An 18077-nucleotide genomic window follows, 5' to 3' on the forward strand; every position below is an offset into this window, starting at 1 on the left:
TAAATGAATCAAAACAGCTATGGCTAACAAAAGAAACACCTTTTCTTTTGGATAGCATAGCTGTTTTTTTGCAATAAAATTAATTTTTATTCATTTTATACTTGAAATACTTGTGTAAAAAGTTCATAATATCCAATAATATGAATAAAGTTGCTTTTTGTTAAGCAAGAGCAGTTGCAAAATAGAAGGGAATCTTTTGCAAGTGATTTGTTCAATTTTATAAGTGAGGGTGATGGAAATGGAAAAGAAATCAACGGGTATTAGCAAATGGGGACTGGTTGCTCTGGTTGTCAGTTCGTCAATCGGAAGCGGTGTGTTTGGGATCACAAGTGATCTGGCTAGTTCTGCAGCTCCAGGGCCAGCGATCCTTTCATGGATAATCGTTGGGATTGGTATTTTAGCTTTGGTATTATCGCTGAATCATTTAGGAGAAAAACGTCCAGATCTAGATGGTGGTATTTTCGGTTACGCGGAAGCTTCATTTGGTAAATTAGGTGGCTTCATCAGTGGTTGGGGTTACTGGTTGTCTGCGTGGCTGGGAAATGTTGCTTTTGCAACGATGCTGATGAGCGCCATGGGAGAATTTTTCCCGATATTCAAAGGTGGACAAAATGTTCCTTCTATTTTATTTGCAAGTATTTTTATTTGGGGTCTGACTTTATTAGTAAACAATGGAGTTGAAGGAGCGAGCGTCATCAATACAATCGTGACGATCTGTAAATTAGTGCCATTATTCCTATTTTTAATATTTGTATTTATCGCATTTAAAGTGAATATATTCACTGCTGATTTTTGGGGTAACGTATCTGATAATCTAGTGAATGGAACAGGGCAGCAAGGAACGATCTGGTTGCAGATTAAAGGTTGTTTGATGGTTATGATGTGGGTCTTTGTAGGGATCGAAGGCGCAAGTGTTTTAGCCAACCGCGCGAAGAAACGTTCAGAAGCCCAGCAAGCATCGATCATTGGTCTGCTTTGTTTATTGTTTATCTATATCCTTGCTTCGATCTTGCCATACGGCGTCTTATCTCAAGAAGAGTTAGCAACTATTTCACAACCTGCTATGGCAAATATTTTAAAAGGAATCGTGGGAAATTGGGGAGCAGCGCTGATCAATATCGGCTTGATTATTTCGATCATTGGTTCTTGGTTGTCTTGGACGATGCTCCCAGCAGAAACAACGATGTTGATGGCTCGAGACGGTCTGTTGCCGAAAGGTTGGGGAAAAACGAATAAAAAAAATGCCCCAACTTATTCGTTAGTTGTTACTGCAATCTTGACTAATCTATTCTTATTGACTTTCTTAGTTACTGATTATGCCTATCAATTTGCCTATTCTTTATGTACAGCGGCAATTTTGATTTGTTATCTACTTGTCGGGATCTATCAAGTCCAGTTTTCTTTAAAAGAAGGAATCAAAAAACAAGTAGTGATCGGTGGGATTGCTGTAGTTTTTGAATTGATGGGCATCATTTTAGCAGGATTTTCTTATGTCCTTTTATGTAGTATTGCCTATCTTCCTGGTTTTTGCTTCTACTGGATCGCTTGTCGTGAAACCAAACATCAAATTACGGGAAAAGAAAAAGTAATGATTGGGCTGATTTGTGTGGCCGCACTGCTTTCAATCGGGTTGCTTGCTGTAGGCTGGATCAAGATATAAGGGGGAAAGAAACATGAAAATCGCAAATTTCGGTGTAGAAGAATGGCTAAATAAATGGGAAAAGAAAGCGGTATATGATATTGCACAAAGCTCGATCGAAGCATTGACATTAGACGAACTCGTTGGCTTAGATGGGACTAGCGTAAGTGAATTTTTCGAAAAACGCAAAAACGAACCATTGGACTATGGCTGGATCGAAGGATCAGATGTTTTCAAACAAGAAGTCGCTTCTCTTTATCAAACCGTCAATCCGGAAAACATCTTACAAACGAATGGAGCGACTGGTGCTAATCTTTTAGCTCTATACGCGTTAGTGGAAGCAGGAGACCATGTTGTTTCGATGCTTCCTACTTATCAGCAATTATATGACATCCCCAAATCTTTAGGTGCCGCTGTTGACTTTGTTCATTTGAAGGAAGAAGAAGATTGGCAGTTTGATTTAGAACAGCTAGAAGCCTTAGTCAAACCTGAAACAAAAATCATCTGTTTGAATAGTGCAAACAATCCTACAGGCACATTGCTAGATCGGAAAACTTTAGAAAAAATCGCAGAAATTGCTCGTACAGTAGATGCATATGTATTGATAGATGAAGTATATGCGCCTTTAACGGATAAAGGTGAATTCTTGTCGATCGTAGATGTCTATGAAAAAGGTATAGCAACCAATTCCCTATCCAAAACCTACTCCATTCCAGGTATTCGTATTGGCTGGACAGCTACTGGACCTGAGTTGGCAGAAGTTTTTCGAAAGTATCGAGACTACACGATGATTTGCGGCGGAGTCCTGTCAGATGATCTTGCTGTACATGCATTGAAGAATAAAGAAAAAATATTGGAGCGAAACAAAAAGATCATTACAGAGAACCTTGTGATTTTAAAACAATGGGTAGCCAATGAACCGAAAGTTGAACTTGTCGCTCCCAATTACGTCTCTACTTCTTTCATTAAATTAGCCATCGAAGAAGATGACCAGACATTTTGTATCAATTTATTAGAAGAAACAGGAGTACTATTAGTACCAGGAAGTGCCTTTGATTTACCGAAGCATGCCCGACTAGGTTACTGTTGTAAAAAAGAAACCTTGGAAAAGGGATTATTCCTCTTATCTGAGTTCTTGAAAAAACAGGCCTAAACAAAAACACTGCAAGGACAGTCTGTGACAACTGTTCAAGCAGTGTTTTTCATTTACGCTTATTGTCTATGAGAAGGAGAGTGCCCTGAAGATATGGAGACTCCTGAAGCTTTTTCTTCTGCAGTTTCTTGCTGATGGATTTCTTGTGTATTGTGTCGTACAAGCAAGAAGTTGACCAAAACAAGAAGAGAAGTCGAAAGAAAAACGCCACGATAACCAAATGCACTGGAAACACTGGAGCCGATCATAGGCCCTACTACGTTACCAGTTGCTTGGAAAGATTGGTTATAACTGAAGATCCGTCCAGCAGCTTGATGAGGCGAATATTTTGTGATCAATGCTTGGACAGCAGGGAGCAGACAAGCATCAGAGATACCAATCAAAAAACGTAAGGCAGCTAATTGCCAAACATTCGTGACGAATGCCATTGGGATATAAACCAGAATCGCAAAACCCAAACCAATCGCAAGTATTCTTTCACTCCCGATCTTGTCACCTAAGCGACCAAATCTTGGAGCGGCTATCAAAGTGGCAATCCCAGGTATCGAAGCGATGATTCCGCTGATCAACGTAACATTCCCATGTCCATGCAGCAATTGGCGAATGTACAGACTGATGATTGGACTAATGGAATTGTTGGATGCTTGGATGATCATCGTTGTGACGAACATACCGATGACGACGTGTGGATATTTCAAGTCTTTGAAAATCTGTTTGGCAGAAACCATGTTTTCTTTTTTCACTGGGACAAATTTTTCATGGACGAAAAACAGACTCAACAAGAAGACGAAAAATAAGATGATCCCTGTAATGAAAAAGGTAGGGCGATAGCCAAACGCTGAAGCAGAGATCCCGCCAAGAAGCGGTCCAAGTAATGTTCCTGTAACAGAACCAGTTGCTAAGGTTCCAAGAACTTGACCACTTTTTTCTTTTGGCGTCCCAGTTGCGACAAGGGCAGTGGCATTACTGATATAACCAGAAAAAATCCCTTGAAGCAGACGCAATGCGACTAATTGATACACACTAGTCACGCAACCCATCAAAGAAATGACGATTGCCATTCCTAATGAAGCACGCAACAGCATCAATTTTCTTCCTTTTTGGTCGGCTAATTTTCCCCACCAAGGAGAGATCAGCGTAGTCACCAAGAAAGTAGATGAAAAAGTCAATCCGCTCCAAAAGTTCAATTGTGACGTACTATAATTACCTAACGTATCTATGTAAAGTGACATAAAAGGCATGACTAAACTAAATCCGATACCAGCCATAAATGTTCCAAACCATAAGACAAACAAGTTTTGTTCCCAAGTTTCTCTTTTCCTAAATAATTTTTCCTTTATTCTTGCAGCCAATTAGACTCCTTCTTTCTGAAAATTTTCATCTACAGCTCTTTATTATAAACTACAATATGTAGTTTATCAATGAAAGTCTCTTTTTTCTCTTTCTTTTTCGTGGTAAACTGAAAGAGTGAAGGATTTATTTTATGAGAGGAAACATGGAAATGAAAAAAAGAAATCTGTCTCAAGAGAAAATCATCGACTGCTTTCGAGAACTAGCAGAAGAGATGGATGTTCAGCAAATAACCTTTCAGCATTTAGCCAAACGCTTGGATATCAAGGCTCCCTCGCTGTATAACCATTTCAAAAATATTCGTGATGTCAAAACAGCGCTAACAGCGAAACTTCTGCAGGAACTTAATGACCAGCTGCGTCGGGCTCTTGTAGGAAAAAGTGGTCAGGAAGCACTGCAGATCTATGCAGAAACTTATCGATCCTTTGCTTTTTCAAATCAAGCAGTGTATGAGTTACTGATCAGTGTACCGCATACCAATGAAGCTGTTTTATTAGATGGAATCCATGAAACGAATCAGATCATTTTGCAGATATTTGAGGCTTTTCAATTAACGAAAGAAGAAAAAGTTCATCGAAGCAGGGAACTTCGTAGTATGATCCACGGTTATCTTTCCTTACGTTTTTTAGGATACTTTACAAAAGAACCAACAATCGATCCAGAAGACAGCTATTTTTGGATGATCAATGACTTTATCGCTACTTTGCCTTAAACAATCAGATTCATTTGTAACAATTTTAAGATGTTCATTAAATGACCCTTTTATAAGAGAAAATTCTTGCAACTTTCTTGAAAAGTGACTAAGATGAGTCTAGAAAAGCTGAAAGAAGGAGCACGAGTATGTATCAAGTAATTACCATGTTCGGGGACAATGAGCCTTGGTGGTTTTTTGAAGACTGGGAAGAAGATATTGAAGCAGAAGAAACATTCGAGTCTTTCGAAGAAGCACGACAAGCGTACGAAAAACAATGGAACGAAATCCATCAAAATTATGAATATATCAATGCAAAAAGTAACTTTCTCAGCGCCTTTTGGAATGACGGAGATGAGCGCTGGTGTGAAGAGTGTGACGATGATTTACAGCAATACAAAGGACTTGCGTTGTTGAAAAATCATCAGCCCATCACAGTAGAAAGCGGAAAGGAATTTTATGAAACAACTAATTCTAGCGGAAAAACCAAGCGTTGCGAAAGACCTAAGCAAGGTGCTTGGTGCTAATCAAAAGCACAAAAATTATTATGAAGGACCCAAGGTGATCGTTACTTGGGCCCTTGGTCATTTATTAGGATTGAAAATGCCGGAAGATCTGAATAAGGAATGGCAGAGCTGGCAAATGGACACGTTGCCAATGATCCCTAAAAAACTAGGAATCAAACCACTTCCTAAAACAGGACATCAATTAAAAGCAATCAAGCAGCTAGCTCAGCGAAAAGATGTCTCAGAAGCAGTCATTGCGACAGATGCCGGAAGAGAAGGGGAACTTGTTGCTCGCTGGATCTTAGAGTATGTGCATTTCAATAAACCAGTGAAGCGGTTATGGATCTCTTCTCAAACAGATAAAGCAATCAAAACTGGATTCAAGCAACTAAGACCTGCGAAAGAATATGATGCATTGTATGAATCTGCTCTTGCCCGGGCAAAAGCGGACTGGCTGGTAGGATTGAATGTGACCAGAGCCTTAACTGTGAAGTACGCGGATAATTTATCAGCAGGCCGTGTGCAGACACCGACACTAGCATTAGTGAGAGACCAAGAAAAGAAAATCGAGCAGTTCCGTCCACAAACGTATTTCACGATCACGTTGCAAGCTGGAAAAGAACAAGCCAAAATGCTTCAAAAAAATCAATTTGCTTTAAAAACACAAGAAGAAGCACAAAAACTTGTTCAATTGATCAGTACAAGCAAAGGAACTGTCACAGAAGTCCAAGAAAAATTAAAAACGGAATCTGCGCCATTGCCTTATGATTTAACAGAGATCCAAAGAGAAGCCAATCAACGCTATGGCTATTCTGCAAAGAAAACATTAAATCTTGTACAAAGTTTGTATGAGACCCATAAGATCGTTACTTATCCGCGTACAGACAGCAAATATCTGACAAATGACATGAAAAGTACGATGAAAGAACGATTGCAAGCAGTCAGCGACTTTGCTCCTGAGGTCAAGCAGTATTTGAAAAACGGAGCCATCGTCCAACAGACAAAAGTATTCCAAGACAGTAAAGTGACCGATCACCATGCACTTTTGCCAACTGAAAACAGAGCACGTTATGAAAAATTAAGTAATGAAGAGCAAAAAATCTATCAAATGATTGTCTCTCGTTTTTTAGGACTGTTTGCTCAACCCCATAAAGTCAGCCAAACAAAAGTTACGGTTGAATTTGGTAAAGAACGATTCATTTTTCGGCAAAATCGTGTCGTCCAAGCAGGATGGAAAGGCGAAACTGAAACTGAGACGGAAACAGTCAAATGGGAAAAAGGAATGAGAATCAATCCCGATTTCGCCATCAAAAAAGAACTATCTGCACCGCCTAAACCATTGTCAGAAGCAAGCTTGCTTGGTCAAATGGAAAAATACAGTCTGGGAACCCCAGCTACGCGTGCAGAGATTATCGAGAAACTAATCAAATCTGAACTGATGGAACGTACCCCTCAAGGACTGCAAGTATCTCCTAAAGGTAAGCAATTATTAGTATTGGTAAATCCCTCTTTAGTAACACCAGATTTGACAGAAAGCTGGGAAAAAGACCTTGAAGCTATTGCTGCAGGAAAGAAACAAGCAGGAACCTTCTTGAATGGAATCGAAAAAGAAACAAAACGCTTGGTGAATGAGATCAAATCAAGCAAACAAGAATATCAAGATTTCTCGATTACCCAAAAGAAATGCCCAGAATGTGGGGCCAATCTGCGCGAGAAAAACACACGTGACGGCAAAATCTATGTCTGCACCAATTCAGATTGCAACTACCGCAGAAGAAAAGATCCAAAAGTCTCTAATCATCGATGCCCGCAATGTCACCGGAAAATGGAAATCATCGAAGGTAAAAACGGTGCTTATTTCCGTTGTAAATACGATGGAACGACAGAAAAAATGCTTGATAAAAAAGAGCAGAAGAAGAAAATGACCAAACATGAAGAACGACGCTTGCTGAAAAAATATGCACAAGCAGAAGAACCAGAAGAAAGCCCATTAGCAGCAGCACTAAAAGCGGCAATGAAGAAATAATAAGATATGAAAGAGGTTGTGACAGAAGTGGTCAGCTTCAAGAAATAAGAAGGAATTTACGAAAATTGCTTCTCAAATTTTTGTGAAATTTCGGCTTATTTCCGAAGAAGCTACTTCTGGAACACCATTTATTCGGAAAAAAGGACTGTGACAAGACTTTTGTCACAGTCCTTTTTCATTTAAAAAAATGTTTACTTCATTTGACGTATATTATTGGTGAGGCTTCAATTCATTTGGCTTCACTTTTTCTGTTTCTCTTATGATATAAACAGGACGCTGTTTCGTTTCTAAGAAGATTTTCCCGATATATTTCCCGATGATTCCAAGACATAACAATTGGATTCCACCAATGAACAGGAAGATCGAGACCATGGAAGGCCATCCTGATGTAGGATCACCAAACAACAATGCCCGCAAAATAATGAACAAAATTGCAATACCAGAACCGACACAAGACAAAGCGCCGATAAATGAAGCAATCGTTAACGGTGCATCCGAGAAGTTCACGATACCATCAATCGAGTAGTTGAATAATTTCCAGAAGGACCAAGATGTTTCGCCAGCCACACGTTCGCGGTTTTCATAAGAAATATATTCTGTTTTAAACCCGACCCAGCTAAATAATCCTTTTGAAAATCGGTTGTATTCTGTTAATTCTAGGACGGCATCCACCATTTGACGAGTCATCAAGCGGAAATCACGAGCGCCATCGACCATTTCTGTATCGCTGATTTTATTGATCAACTGGTAGAATTTTTTCGCAAAGAAACTGCGTATCGCAGGCTCGCCTTCACGAGTCGAACGCCGGGTGCCGACACAATCGATATCAGAAGTAGTGATCCGGTTGATCATCTCAGGAAGCAGTTCGGGCGGATCTTGCAGATCAACATCCATCACGGTCACTAAATCTCCTGTAGAAGCTTGCAATCCAGCGTACAGAGCCGCTTCTTTCCCAAAATTTCTGGAAAATGAGACAAAGCGGACATAAGGATAAGCTGAGGCTAGCTTCTTGATTGCTGCTAACGTACCGTCTTTTGATCCGTCGTCAATAAACAAATATTCGAACTCATGGGCACCTTTGAATTTTTCAACCTCATCAAAAAAAAGAGGAACAGTTTTTTCTTCATTAAAACATGGGACAACAATTGATACTTTCATCGTTTCTATCCTTTCAATCGTATGTTTATATATGGTTTACATTCAAAATTTAATAAACCTTAAATAACACCTTTAAAATTTGATTTTACGTAAAAGAACAGGTATTCTTTTTGTAAACTAACGTATTTAGTTTACCATGTTTCCTCGGTTTATCAAACTTTTAAGAACAATTTTTATTAGTTGGCAAGTAGTTTTGGATAGAGAAAAAGGAGGAAGTTCCAGTCTATTGACTAGGAGCAAACAAAATGAAAATACACACACCTATCGGCTTTTTATGGTTAGATGCAGATGAATCCGGATTGACTGCTGTATCTTTTCAGCCAATTTCAGAAAGCGAATCAGCGAATCAGCGAATTTTAACGCGCACACAAGAACAGTTTGAAGAATATTTTGCGGGAAAAAGAAAAGAATTTGATGTTCCTTTATCTATAAAGAGAGGTACGCCTTTTCAGCAAAATGTCTGGAAAGCTTTGTCGACCATTCCTTATGGAGAAATCCGAACGTATAAAGAAGTAGCCGTTGCTGTTGATAGTCCGAAAGCTGTGCGAGCGATTGGGCAGGCAAATCGAACCAATCCATTGCCAATCGTTATTCCTTGTCATCGAGTGATCGGGCAAAATGGAAAACTGACAGGATATATGGGAAACGCAATAGATGGGGTTGAAATCAAACGCCAATTGTTGTTGTTAGAAGGATATCTGCAAAATTAAAAACAGTTGTGATTCGGACATTGTTCCATGCGAGAATCACAACTGTTTTTTCATGTTCATTCTAAACTTTGATCAGCCAAATAAATAGTAAAGCCATCACTGTTTGGAGAAGCCCGACAGCTAATCCATAAGATAAGAAGCGTGTACCTTCTTTCATGAATTTTGCAAAGTCTAAACGCAGACCAATTGCCGCTAAAGCAGTGATCTCAAACCAGCTGCTGATAAAATGTGCCGATTGGTCAATAACTACAGGTAAAGAAAACAAGCTGTTGACCAAACAAAAGATCACAAACCCTAATACATACCAAGGAAGCGGTAATTTTCGTTTTTTCTGCGTATCAGTTGGCGTTTCAAACAGAGCTGGTTGTTTCTTGTGCATGAATTTTTCAAACAGATAGACAACAACAACGAGCATCATAATACGTAGAATCTTAAATAGCATGGCGAATTCGACAACAGAATTGTCAAGTAAGCTTGCCCCAGCGACTACTTGACCAACAGATTGGAGTGTACCACCCAAAAGTGCACTTTTTTCAATGAGATTTCCACCAAACAACTGTAATCCAAGAAAAGGGAGAGTCAACATCATCACAGTACCCAGTAGATTGACTAGTGTGATGATCTGTCCTTTTTCTTCCTCTTTCGCATGGATGGAAGGGGCGATTGAAGCAATAGCAGAAGAACCACAAACAGCGTTTCCTCCAGCCATCATCAAAGAAGAAGTATCGCTGAATTGCAGTTTTTTACCAATCAAGTAAGCACCGATGATAGTGACTGACATTTGCAGTAACACAAAAACAATTCCTTTTACACCAATTTGAGCAATCGTTTGAGCTGTGACAGTTGCACCTAGTAAAAAAACAGAGAATTCTAATAGTTTGCTTTCAGCAAATTTTGTGCCGATTGCTAGAACAGGCTGTTTAAAAAAAGTATTTCCTAATAAAATACCCAATAAAATAGCAATAGTCGCTCCACCTAACTGTGGCAGATAAATAGCAAGAAGCCTGCTGAAGGCAGCGATGGCAAAAGAAAGCAGTAAACCGGGTAAGATTTCGCGGACCGCTGAATCCTTTACAGATTTTATTGGATGTGACAATGATTTCATTTGATCGGTTCCTTTCGTCAATAAATACTAAAAGCATACTCGAACATAGTAGCACTAAACCAGTATTTTGACAAAAGAACAAGAGGTCGTGACAAAAGTCTTGTACGACCTCTTGTTTCGAATAAACGGTGTTCAAAAGCCAGTTTCTCGGTATTAAGCCAAATTTATGCAAAAATGTGGAAAGCCATTTTCACAAAATTTTTCTTAATACTCGAAACTAAGTGGCTTTTTCACGACCTCTTGGTAAACGGTGTTCCAGAAGTAGCTTCTACGGAAATAAGCCGAAATTTCACAAAAATTTGAGAAGCAATTTTCGTAAATTCCTTCTTATTTCTTGAAGCTGACCACTTCTTTTACGACCTCTTGGTAAACGGTGTTCAAAAGCTTGCATCTGCGGTAATAAGCCCAACCAGTACAAAAACATGAACAGCTGTTTTTGTTTGGCCGTTCTTATTACTTGATGCAGAACAGCTTTTTCACAACCTATTGAATCGATTATTAAGCGATTTTTTTAGAAACAAATTTTCCATGTTTGCTATGTTCTTTAATTAAGAAACGTACGTAATGAGCAAGAACGTAGAAGACAACTACACTTGCAAACAGACATTCCGCAACTTTTAAGAAATCCAATACGCTACTATAGATACCTAAACTGTTGAAGTAATGAACAGTAGTAAATATAGCTGTTGCAGAGATAACAAGCGGGAATGTAAAGGCTGCATAGCTTGGATAAAAACGAAGCTTGAACAAACGTGGAAGCATAGACAGCACAACGAAATACAATACTTGAGATAAAGCGAACAATGCTACGACAAGATAAAAATTAGGTTCAGCAAAGTTTTTAAGATAACCTGTTAGGCAAAGAGAACCAGGTGCTGCAACGATCGTAATCAGCGGACGTGTCGGATGAGCCATATTTCTTACGAAAAAGACACGTTTGATGATGATCGGCAATAAGAACGCATAGCAGATCAATGAAATCCAAAAGAAAATTTTTCCAATAAGTGGGAAGAAGTTCCCGGCAGTTACAGTGATGACCCCAAATCCAACGTAAATGATAAACCAGCTTGGATAAATTGCTTCAATTGAAAGATCAGCTTTGATAACATGGTGATAATTGAAATAAAAGACAAGGATCACTTGGAAGATAACAGCGCACAGCCAAATGAATTTGACAATTGGTGCAATACTTTCATATGAAACAAAATAAGTACAAATAACCATGAGTGACATCGTAAAAGTTGGTGAAACGGAGGCGATGATTGGATCATGCAACGTTTGTTTCGTGTGTTCGAATAAGATAAACAATTTAACAAAAATGAATATCATAAGAATCATAGAGATACCGCCAGTTAGATTGCCTAAAGCAACATGGTGATAGTCTTTAAACAGATTTCCAAGGGAAGCTAACCCAAGGATCAACCCGCAGATCGGGATCGGAATAATTTTCAAAAAGTTCTTCATATATAATATTCTCCTTTTTATTTAATAGATTTTAGTACCAAGATGAACGAATACATTGTAAAATGAATAGGAATGTATGATTACGAGCAAGCAGACAGCTGATTGTCTTCATCTAAGTTACTAGTTGGATCAGCAACTGTTTTGTTGTACATTTCTATTATAGATGGTTTTTTGTATATTTAAATCAAATAGTTTTTATAGTAATTATCATAAAAAGTTATGGAAGTGGTGCCATGTTTAAGTTATTAACGACTTTTCGAGCAGTATATGAAACAAGAAATTTTTCCAGAGCAGCAGAAGTACTGTTTTTATCTCAACCAGCAGTCTCGAATCAAATCAAACAGTTGGAGCGGGAATTGAATATCGATCTTTTTCAACGTAACGGAAGAAAAGAGATGCTTCCAACTAAGCAAGCCGACTTATTATATGAACGGACACTGGTTTTGTTAGAAGAATGGGAAGAAACTCAGCAAAAATTGCTCAATGAACAAAATGAAGAAGAAGTATGTCGGATCGTTGCTTCCCACACCTTTGCTGTCTATCTTTTGCCTCAGTTGATGAAACATCTGATCAAAAGGTTTCCTAAAGTGCATTTTGAGATCGAAATCGCGAATTCTCATGAATCATTAGAACAAGTAGCGAAACATGAATCCGATTTTGGTTTTATCGAAAAGCCATTAGAGACTTCCGGCGTACAAAGATACTCTTTGATGGAAGACCAGCTAGTCATCGCTGGGGACCCAAAAAGCAAATTGTGGCTTGTAAGAGAAGCAAACTCTGGTGTTTTTCATTACACGCAGCGTTATTTTGAAGAGATGAATATCCAAGATAAGAAGATGATCGTGAAAAGTAACGATGTAATTGTTGCGTTGCTGAAGGAAGGAATCGGTCGCTCGATTTTGTCTAAGCGCTCTGTTCCAGAAAATGTGCCAATGACTCCGTTGAATTTCCATCGATATTTTTATTTCATCCAACGAACCAATCTGGTTTCTGATCAGCTGCTAGAGATTGCCGAAGAGATCCTTCGATACAATGAAAGCACAGAAACTTCTCACAGCGAGGAGAATCTCAGCTGGTAGATAATTGCATGTATCAAAAAAAGTTCTATGATACACTAAAGATAAGCAGTAGGCTTTTGTACTGCATTTGCTCAAGCAACTGCACAAACGGAAAGTTAATTTTTCCCAAATGTCTATGGAAAGACTTTCCATTATCTAACTGGACCGCTATAATAATCAGCAGTATGGTTTTTAAGAAAAGGGATGAAACATGGAAAAAAAATTAAAAGCTTCGAACGATAATCGTATTGATTATGGCGTGATTTTACCAGTCTTTCTGTTATGTTTGATTGGTCTGCTCTCATTATATGTAGCACTTAGCCATGATCCGAACAATCCAGCAGTCTTGAAAGGCGTAGGGATGCAAGTTGTCTGGTATTTAGTTGGAGCGGCAGCAATCGTTGTCATCATGCATTTGAATTCCAAATGGATCTGGAAACTGACTCCTTACCTTTATGGTTTGGGGTTAGTGGTAATGGGACTCTTGCTCAAATTCTATGATCAGAATTTAGCTGCTTCAACAGGGTCTAAAAACTGGTTTCGATTCGGTGCGTTTACTTTCCAGCCAGCAGAGTTGATGAAGATTGCGTACATCTTGATGATGGCACTGATCGTAACTAAACATAATACGCAAGTAAAAGAACGGACGATGAAATCGGACTTTTGGCTGATTGGGAAGCTCTTGATCGTGACAATACCGGTTTTAGCATTGATCATGGCCCAAGATGACTTTGGAACGATGCTTGTCTTTCTTGCGATCTTTGGCGGGATTTTCCTGATGTCTGGAATCTCTTGGCGCATCATCGCACCTGTAGTAATCTTGGCAGTAGTCGTTGGAGCAGGAACGATCTTCTTGGTTACGACTGAAGGCGGAAGAGACTTGCTTTATAAAGTTGGATTCAAATCTTATCAGTTTGCACGTATTGATTCATGGCTGGACCCTTTCCATGATACGTCAGGAATGAGTTATCAGCCGGCCCAAGGACTTTTGGCAATTGGTACCGGTGGCTTGTTTGGTAAAGGATTCAACGTAAGCAATATCTATGTGCCTGTTCGTGAGTCCGATATGATTTTTACCGTTATCGGTGAAAACTTCGGCTTTATCGGTGGTGCATTCGTCATTTTCTTGTATTTTATTTTAATCTATCGTATGATTCGGGTGTGTTTCGATACGAATAATGAATTTTACGCCTATATCGCAAGCGGTTTGATCATGATGCTGCTGTTCCATGTCTTTGAGAATATTGGAGCAAATATCGGATTACTTCCTTTAACAGGGATCCCATTGCCTTTCATTAGTCAGGGAGGATCCTCGATTTTAGGGAACATGATCGGTATCGGGTTGATATTATCGATGAGATACCAAAATGAAGCACCTGCAAGATCTTCAAGGAGGTAAGAAAATTGTACACCTTTTACTGGTACCCGAAATGTTCAACATGCAAAAAAGCCAAAGCGTGGTTAGACCAGCATGGCGTTAGTTATCAAACCGTTGATATGATCAAAGAAGTACCGAAGGCCTCAACGATTGAGACTTGGCTAGAAACGAGTCAAGTACCAATCCGTCGCCTGTTCAACACAAGCGGGATGAAATATCGGGAACTTGGACTGAAAGATCAAGTAGGCGAGTTTACGGCTTCAAAAGCGAGCCAAGTCTTATCGACAGATGGTATGCTGATCAAGCGACCACTGATCTTACGAGAGGACCAGCTTGTTGCAATTGGATTCAATGAAAAAATTTATGAAGGAGAACTGATATAAAATGGCAGGCAAGCATTTGAAGAAAAAGGACAACCTTTGGATCTTATTTAATGGAAAAGAATACTGTGTTGGTTTGACAAATGAAGCGCAAGAAGAACTTGGAGACATCACGTTTGCCAATCTGCCAAAAGCAGGACAATCGCTAAAAAAAGATGAACCTCTGATCGAAGTTGAAGCGGAAAAAGCGGTCAATGAATTTGCCAGCCCGCTAACGGGTACAGTTTCTTCTGTTAATGATAAAATCGGTGAAGATATCAATATCTTGAATGATTCAGATGAAATGAATGCGTGGATCTTAAGTTTCAAAGATGTTGATCCAAAAGAATTTGACGAATTATAAAATCAGAAAATCACTTGAAAAAAGTTGACACTGATTCTTCCAGTTGCTATAATCATAAGCAATCCTATATGAAACGAGAAAGCTTTGAAAAGAAGAGTACATGTCACGGACGTTTGAAGAGAGCCCTGTTTGCTGAAAATGGGTAACGAAAATGAGATGGAAGATGGTCTTAGAGCAGAGTAAGCGAGCGTAAGCAAACTTACTACGGGAGTGCCCGTTACAGCGCGACAGTATACGGAAAGAAGCTAAGTCCAAGTACTGGAAGAGGCTGTTATTGCGAAGTAACGGTAAATCAAGGTGGTAACACGGAAGTTCAAGCTTTCGTCCTTTTGCTTAAGGCAAGAGGGCGAAGGCTTTTTTGTTTGAAAAATCATAAGAGAAAGATGTGAATGGCATGTCATTAATCCAACTAACGAATGTCAAAAAGACATTCAATGGGAAAAACGGAAACATCCAAGCCGTCAATGACGTTTCACTAAACGTTGAAAAAGGGGATATTTATGGAATCGTCGGCTATTCTGGCGCAGGAAAAAGTACATTAGTCCGTCTCCTGAATGGACTTGAGCTTCCCACGAGCGGCGAAGTGATCGTAAACGATCAAGATATTACAAAATTAAAAAACAAAGAATTACGTACATTCCGAAAGAAAATCGGTATGATCTTCCAGCATTTCAACCTGTTATGGTCAAGAACTGTACTTGAAAATATCCAGCTGCCGCTGGAATTAGCTGGCGTACCAAAGAGCAAACGTAAAGAACGGGCAGAAGAACTGTTGCGTTTAGTCGGGTTAGAAGGACGCGGACAAGCATATCCTTCACAACTTTCCGGCGGACAGAAACAACGCGTCGGTATCGCACGAGCATTGGCAAATGATCCTGAGATCCTGCTTTGTGATGAGGCTACTAGCGCATTGGACCCGCAAACAACAGAAGAAGTATTAGACTTATTGTTAGCGATCAATAAGAAATTGAATTTGACCATCGTCTTGATCACACATGAAATGAATGTGATCCGCAAAATCTGCAACAAAGTCGCTGTGATGGAGTTGGGGAAAGTCGTAGAAGAAGGAGACGTATTGACTGTCTTCAGACAACCGAAAAAAGAAGTAACCAAACGCTTTGTACAACAAGACATCGAACCAGAAGCTGATTCGACAGAACTATTAGCTGAACTCATCAAAGAAAATCCAAGCGGCCGTTTGGCAACTTTGACCTTTAGCGAAAGAAATGCCAACGAGCCAGTCATTTCCCAAGCGATTCGACGCTATAACATCGATGTCAACGTTGTGTATGGAAAGATCAAACAAGTGAAAGAAGGTTCCTTTGGTTCATTGACTGTCTTGATGACTGGTGAAACCAAAGAATTAGATCAAGCAGAAGTGTTCATCAAAGAACAAGGAGTAGGAATTGAGGTGATCCATCGTGGATAAAAGCTTTTCAGAAACATATCTAGATTTTAAACAAATCAACCCGGAAACGATGAATCAGGCTATCCTTGATACACTATATATGACATTAATCTCAATGGTCTTAGTGACGATCATCGGATTAGTTTTGGGATTGATCCTTTACTCTATTGGACGCAAAAACAAACCGTATGCTCGAATCATTTATGGAATCGTATCGATCATCAGTAATATTTTCCGGTCAACGCCATTTATGATCCTGATGGTTTTGATCATTCCATTTACTAAAGCAATCGTAGGCACTATGCTAGGTGCGCAAGCAGCCATTCCAGCTCTTGTTTTATCCGCAGCACCATTTTATGCCCGTCTAGTAGAGATTGCTTTTCGTGAAGTCAGCCCTGGTGTACTGGAAGCAGCAGATGCAATGGGAGCAAGTTACTGGGAAATCATCTGGAAGGTCTTGATACCTGAAAGTATTCCCGCATTGATTTCTGGATTAACAGTTACAACGATCTCGATGATCGGATTTACTGCGATGGCCGGCGCGATCGGCGCAGGTGGACTTGGAGGTCTTGCTTGGCAGGAAGGCTACCAGCGTGGTAATCTAACAGTGACATTCGTTGCGACTTTAATTATTTTACTAATCGTATTTATCGTTCAAGGAATCGGTGATTTCTTAACTAAGAAAACAGACAAAAGATAATAGGATATAGGGGGATGTAGGATATGAAAAAGAAAATTTTTGGATTTGCAGCAGCGCTTTTGCTGACTGTAGGATTAGCAGCATGCGGTAACAACAGCGACAGCAAAGATTCAGCAAATAAAGCAGACGACACGACATTGAAAGTCGGCGCTTCACCGACACCGCACGCAGAGATTTTGGAACATGTGAAACCATTATTGAAAGATGAAGGAATCGATCTTGAAATCGTCAAATTCGATGACTATGTATTACCGAACCAATCTTTGGAAGAAGGCGACATTGATGCCAATTACTTCCAGCATATTCCTTATTTGAACAAAGAAATCAAAGAAAAAGGATATGACTTTGTCAATGCCGGTGCTGTCCACATCGAACCAATGGGCTTGTACTCTAAAAAAGTCAAAGATGTTTCCGAATTAAAAGATGGTGCAACAATCATTACTTCAAATTCTGAATCAGACTGGGGACGCATCATCACAATTCTACAAGATGCTGGCTTAGTCAAAGTCAAAGATGGAGTAGATCTGGAAACAGCAACATTCGATGATATTGAAGAAAACCCTAAGAACTTGAAGTTCAACCATACGATCGACCCATCACTTTTAGCTTCTACGTACCAAAATGATGAAGGTGACCTAGTTGCAATCAACGCAAACTTCGCTTACGGCGCAGGGTTGAATCCATTAGAAGATGCCGTATTGCTTGAAAAGGACAACTCTCCTTACGTGAATATTATTGCGACTCGTAAAGGTGATGAAGACAGTGACAAAATCAAAAAACTGATTGAAGTGCTTCACCGCAAAGAAGTCCAAGAATGGATCACAGACAAATGGGGCGGCTCTGTTAAACCAGTAAAGGCTGATGCAAAATAAGGTATGGAACAAAAAAGATGAGAAATAAGTCTGTAATGGCTTATTTCTCATCTTTTTTATACCTATTCTAATTTAGAAATCAAAATTGTTTAATAATAAATAAAAGATATTTGATTTTAGTAAGGAAGGTCATTGC

Annotated in this window: 17 protein-coding genes and 1 other annotated feature; of the genes, 13 read left to right on the forward strand and 4 right to left on the reverse strand. The window is 39.4% G+C overall.

All coding sequences use genetic code 11. The features are described 5' to 3' along the window. Positions 1–238 precede the first annotated feature (238 nt). Positions 239–1660: an arginine-ornithine antiporter gene (gene arcD / locus IGL15_RS02575; RefSeq protein WP_002286721.1), complete on the forward strand. Its 1422-nt coding sequence runs from the start codon at positions 239–241 to the stop codon at positions 1658–1660. 13 nt (positions 1661–1673) lie between these two features. Next, positions 1674–2792, forward strand: a complete 1119-nt coding sequence (locus IGL15_RS02580; RefSeq protein WP_002298286.1) for an aminotransferase — start codon at positions 1674–1676, stop codon at positions 2790–2792. A gap of 59 nt (positions 2793–2851) precedes the next feature. Here the strand turns inward: IGL15_RS02580 and IGL15_RS02585 are convergent, their stop codons facing one another. Further along, on the reverse strand, positions 2852–4144 hold the full coding sequence (locus IGL15_RS02585) for a multidrug efflux MFS transporter (protein WP_002325116.1): 1293 nt from the start codon (positions 4142–4144) through the stop codon (positions 2852–2854). A 149-nt stretch (positions 4145–4293) separates the two neighbouring features. Between IGL15_RS02585 and IGL15_RS02590 the strand changes: the two genes are divergently transcribed. The 3 genes from IGL15_RS02590 (at position 4294) to IGL15_RS02600 (ending at position 7365) form a co-directional block, all read left to right on the forward strand. After that, positions 4294–4854, forward strand: coding sequence for a TetR/AcrR family transcriptional regulator (locus tag IGL15_RS02590; protein ID WP_002323745.1), 561 nt, complete (start codon positions 4294–4296; stop codon positions 4852–4854). Between the two features lie 128 nt (positions 4855–4982). Continuing rightward, the gene (locus IGL15_RS02595) at positions 4983–5360 is read left to right on the forward strand and encodes a DUF1033 family protein (RefSeq protein ID WP_002291196.1); all 378 of its coding nucleotides are present in this window, start codon (positions 4983–4985) and stop codon (positions 5358–5360) included. Continuing rightward, the gene (locus IGL15_RS02600; RefSeq protein ID WP_002306019.1) at positions 5293–7365 is read left to right on the forward strand and encodes a DNA topoisomerase III; all 2073 of its coding nucleotides are present in this window, start codon (positions 5293–5295) and stop codon (positions 7363–7365) included. The genes IGL15_RS02595 and IGL15_RS02600 overlap by 68 nt, the downstream gene beginning before the upstream one ends. Positions 7366–7575: 210 nt before the next feature. Here IGL15_RS02600 and IGL15_RS02605 read toward each other — a convergent pair whose 3' ends face one another. Further along, positions 7576–8523 (reverse strand): glycosyltransferase family 2 protein, encoded by a 948-nt coding sequence (locus IGL15_RS02605; RefSeq protein WP_002289773.1) that lies wholly within the window; start codon positions 8521–8523, stop codon positions 7576–7578. Between the two features lie 245 nt (positions 8524–8768). Here IGL15_RS02605 and IGL15_RS02610 point away from each other — a divergent pair, with 245 nt between their 5' ends. Further along, entirely contained in the window at positions 8769–9233 is a 465-nt protein-coding gene (locus IGL15_RS02610) for a methylated-DNA--[protein]-cysteine S-methyltransferase (RefSeq protein ID WP_002289775.1), read from the forward strand. 61 nt (positions 9234–9294) lie between these two features. Here IGL15_RS02610 and IGL15_RS02615 read toward each other — a convergent pair whose 3' ends face one another. After that, positions 9295–10338 (reverse strand): YeiH family protein, encoded by a 1044-nt coding sequence (locus IGL15_RS02615; protein WP_002289776.1) that lies wholly within the window; start codon positions 10336–10338, stop codon positions 9295–9297. A gap of 498 nt (positions 10339–10836) precedes the next feature. After that, positions 10837–11802 carry a TDT family transporter gene (locus IGL15_RS02620; RefSeq protein ID WP_002291188.1) on the reverse strand — a complete coding sequence of 322 codons (966 nt, stop codon included), beginning with the start codon at positions 11800–11802 and terminating at the stop codon, positions 10837–10839. 233 nt (positions 11803–12035) lie between these two features. On the opposite strand from IGL15_RS02620, the gene IGL15_RS02625 reads away from it, so the two are divergent. The 7 genes from IGL15_RS02625 (at position 12036) to IGL15_RS02655 (ending at position 17941) form a co-directional block, all read left to right on the forward strand. Continuing rightward, the gene (locus IGL15_RS02625; protein WP_002291186.1) at positions 12036–12881 is read left to right on the forward strand and encodes a LysR family transcriptional regulator; all 846 of its coding nucleotides are present in this window, start codon (positions 12036–12038) and stop codon (positions 12879–12881) included. 190 nt (positions 12882–13071) lie between these two features. Beyond that, positions 13072–14259 (forward strand): FtsW/RodA/SpoVE family cell cycle protein, encoded by a 1188-nt coding sequence (locus IGL15_RS02630; protein ID WP_002291183.1) that lies wholly within the window; start codon positions 13072–13074, stop codon positions 14257–14259. Positions 14260–14264: 5 nt separating this feature from the next. Next, entirely contained in the window at positions 14265–14621 is a 357-nt protein-coding gene (locus tag IGL15_RS02635) for an arsenate reductase family protein (RefSeq protein WP_002295166.1), read from the forward strand. A 1-nt stretch (position 14622) separates the two neighbouring features. Then, positions 14623–14961 carry a glycine cleavage system protein H gene (locus IGL15_RS02640; protein WP_002291179.1) on the forward strand — a complete coding sequence of 113 codons (339 nt, stop codon included), beginning with the start codon at positions 14623–14625 and terminating at the stop codon, positions 14959–14961. A gap of 75 nt (positions 14962–15036) precedes the next feature. Beyond that, positions 15037–15293: a binding site (T-box leader), on the forward strand. Positions 15294–15355: 62 nt separating this feature from the next. Continuing rightward, positions 15356–16390, forward strand: a complete 1035-nt coding sequence (locus IGL15_RS02645; RefSeq protein ID WP_002304234.1) for a methionine ABC transporter ATP-binding protein — start codon at positions 15356–15358, stop codon at positions 16388–16390. Beyond that, entirely contained in the window at positions 16383–17069 is a 687-nt protein-coding gene (locus IGL15_RS02650; protein WP_002287674.1) for a methionine ABC transporter permease, read from the forward strand. Before IGL15_RS02645 ends, IGL15_RS02650 begins: the two co-directional genes overlap by 8 nt. Before the next feature lie 23 nt (positions 17070–17092). Continuing rightward, entirely contained in the window at positions 17093–17941 is an 849-nt protein-coding gene (locus tag IGL15_RS02655) for a MetQ/NlpA family ABC transporter substrate-binding protein (RefSeq protein ID WP_002287678.1), read from the forward strand. Positions 17942–18077 lie beyond the last annotated feature (136 nt).

It is taken from the genome of Enterococcus sp. DIV0436a, from assembly GCF_051711605.1.
In the GTDB taxonomy this organism is placed as follows: Bacteria; Bacillota; Bacilli; order Lactobacillales; family Enterococcaceae; genus Enterococcus_B; species Enterococcus_B faecium.

Coding starts and splice junctions, on each gene's coding strand:
- IGL15_RS02605 (WP_002289773.1), bottom strand. CDS start 8,523: ATGAAAGTATCAATTGTTGTCCCATGTTTTAATGAAGAAAAAACTGTT.
- IGL15_RS02590 (WP_002323745.1), top strand. CDS start 4,294: ATGAAAAAAAGAAATCTGTCTCAAGAGAAAATCATCGACTGCTTTCGA.
- IGL15_RS02655 (WP_002287678.1), top strand. CDS start 17,093: ATGAAAAAGAAAATTTTTGGATTTGCAGCAGCGCTTTTGCTGACTGTA.
- IGL15_RS02580 (WP_002298286.1), top strand. CDS start 1,674: ATGAAAATCGCAAATTTCGGTGTAGAAGAATGGCTAAATAAATGGGAA.
- IGL15_RS02610 (WP_002289775.1), top strand. CDS start 8,769: ATGAAAATACACACACCTATCGGCTTTTTATGGTTAGATGCAGATGAA.
- IGL15_RS02615 (WP_002289776.1), bottom strand. CDS start 10,338: ATGAAATCATTGTCACATCCAATAAAATCTGTAAAGGATTCAGCGGTC.
- IGL15_RS02625 (WP_002291186.1), top strand. CDS start 12,036: ATGTTTAAGTTATTAACGACTTTTCGAGCAGTATATGAAACAAGAAAT.
- IGL15_RS02620 (WP_002291188.1), bottom strand. CDS start 11,802: ATGAAGAACTTTTTGAAAATTATTCCGATCCCGATCTGCGGGTTGATC.
- IGL15_RS02645 (WP_002304234.1), top strand. CDS start 15,356: ATGTCATTAATCCAACTAACGAATGTCAAAAAGACATTCAATGGGAAA.
- IGL15_RS02630 (WP_002291183.1), top strand. CDS start 13,072: ATGGAAAAAAAATTAAAAGCTTCGAACGATAATCGTATTGATTATGGC.
- IGL15_RS02595 (WP_002291196.1), top strand. CDS start 4,983: ATGTATCAAGTAATTACCATGTTCGGGGACAATGAGCCTTGGTGGTTT.
- arcD (WP_002286721.1), top strand. CDS start 239: ATGGAAAAGAAATCAACGGGTATTAGCAAATGGGGACTGGTTGCTCTG.
- IGL15_RS02640 (WP_002291179.1), top strand. CDS start 14,623: ATGGCAGGCAAGCATTTGAAGAAAAAGGACAACCTTTGGATCTTATTT.
- IGL15_RS02600 (WP_002306019.1), top strand. CDS start 5,293: ATGAAACAACTAATTCTAGCGGAAAAACCAAGCGTTGCGAAAGACCTA.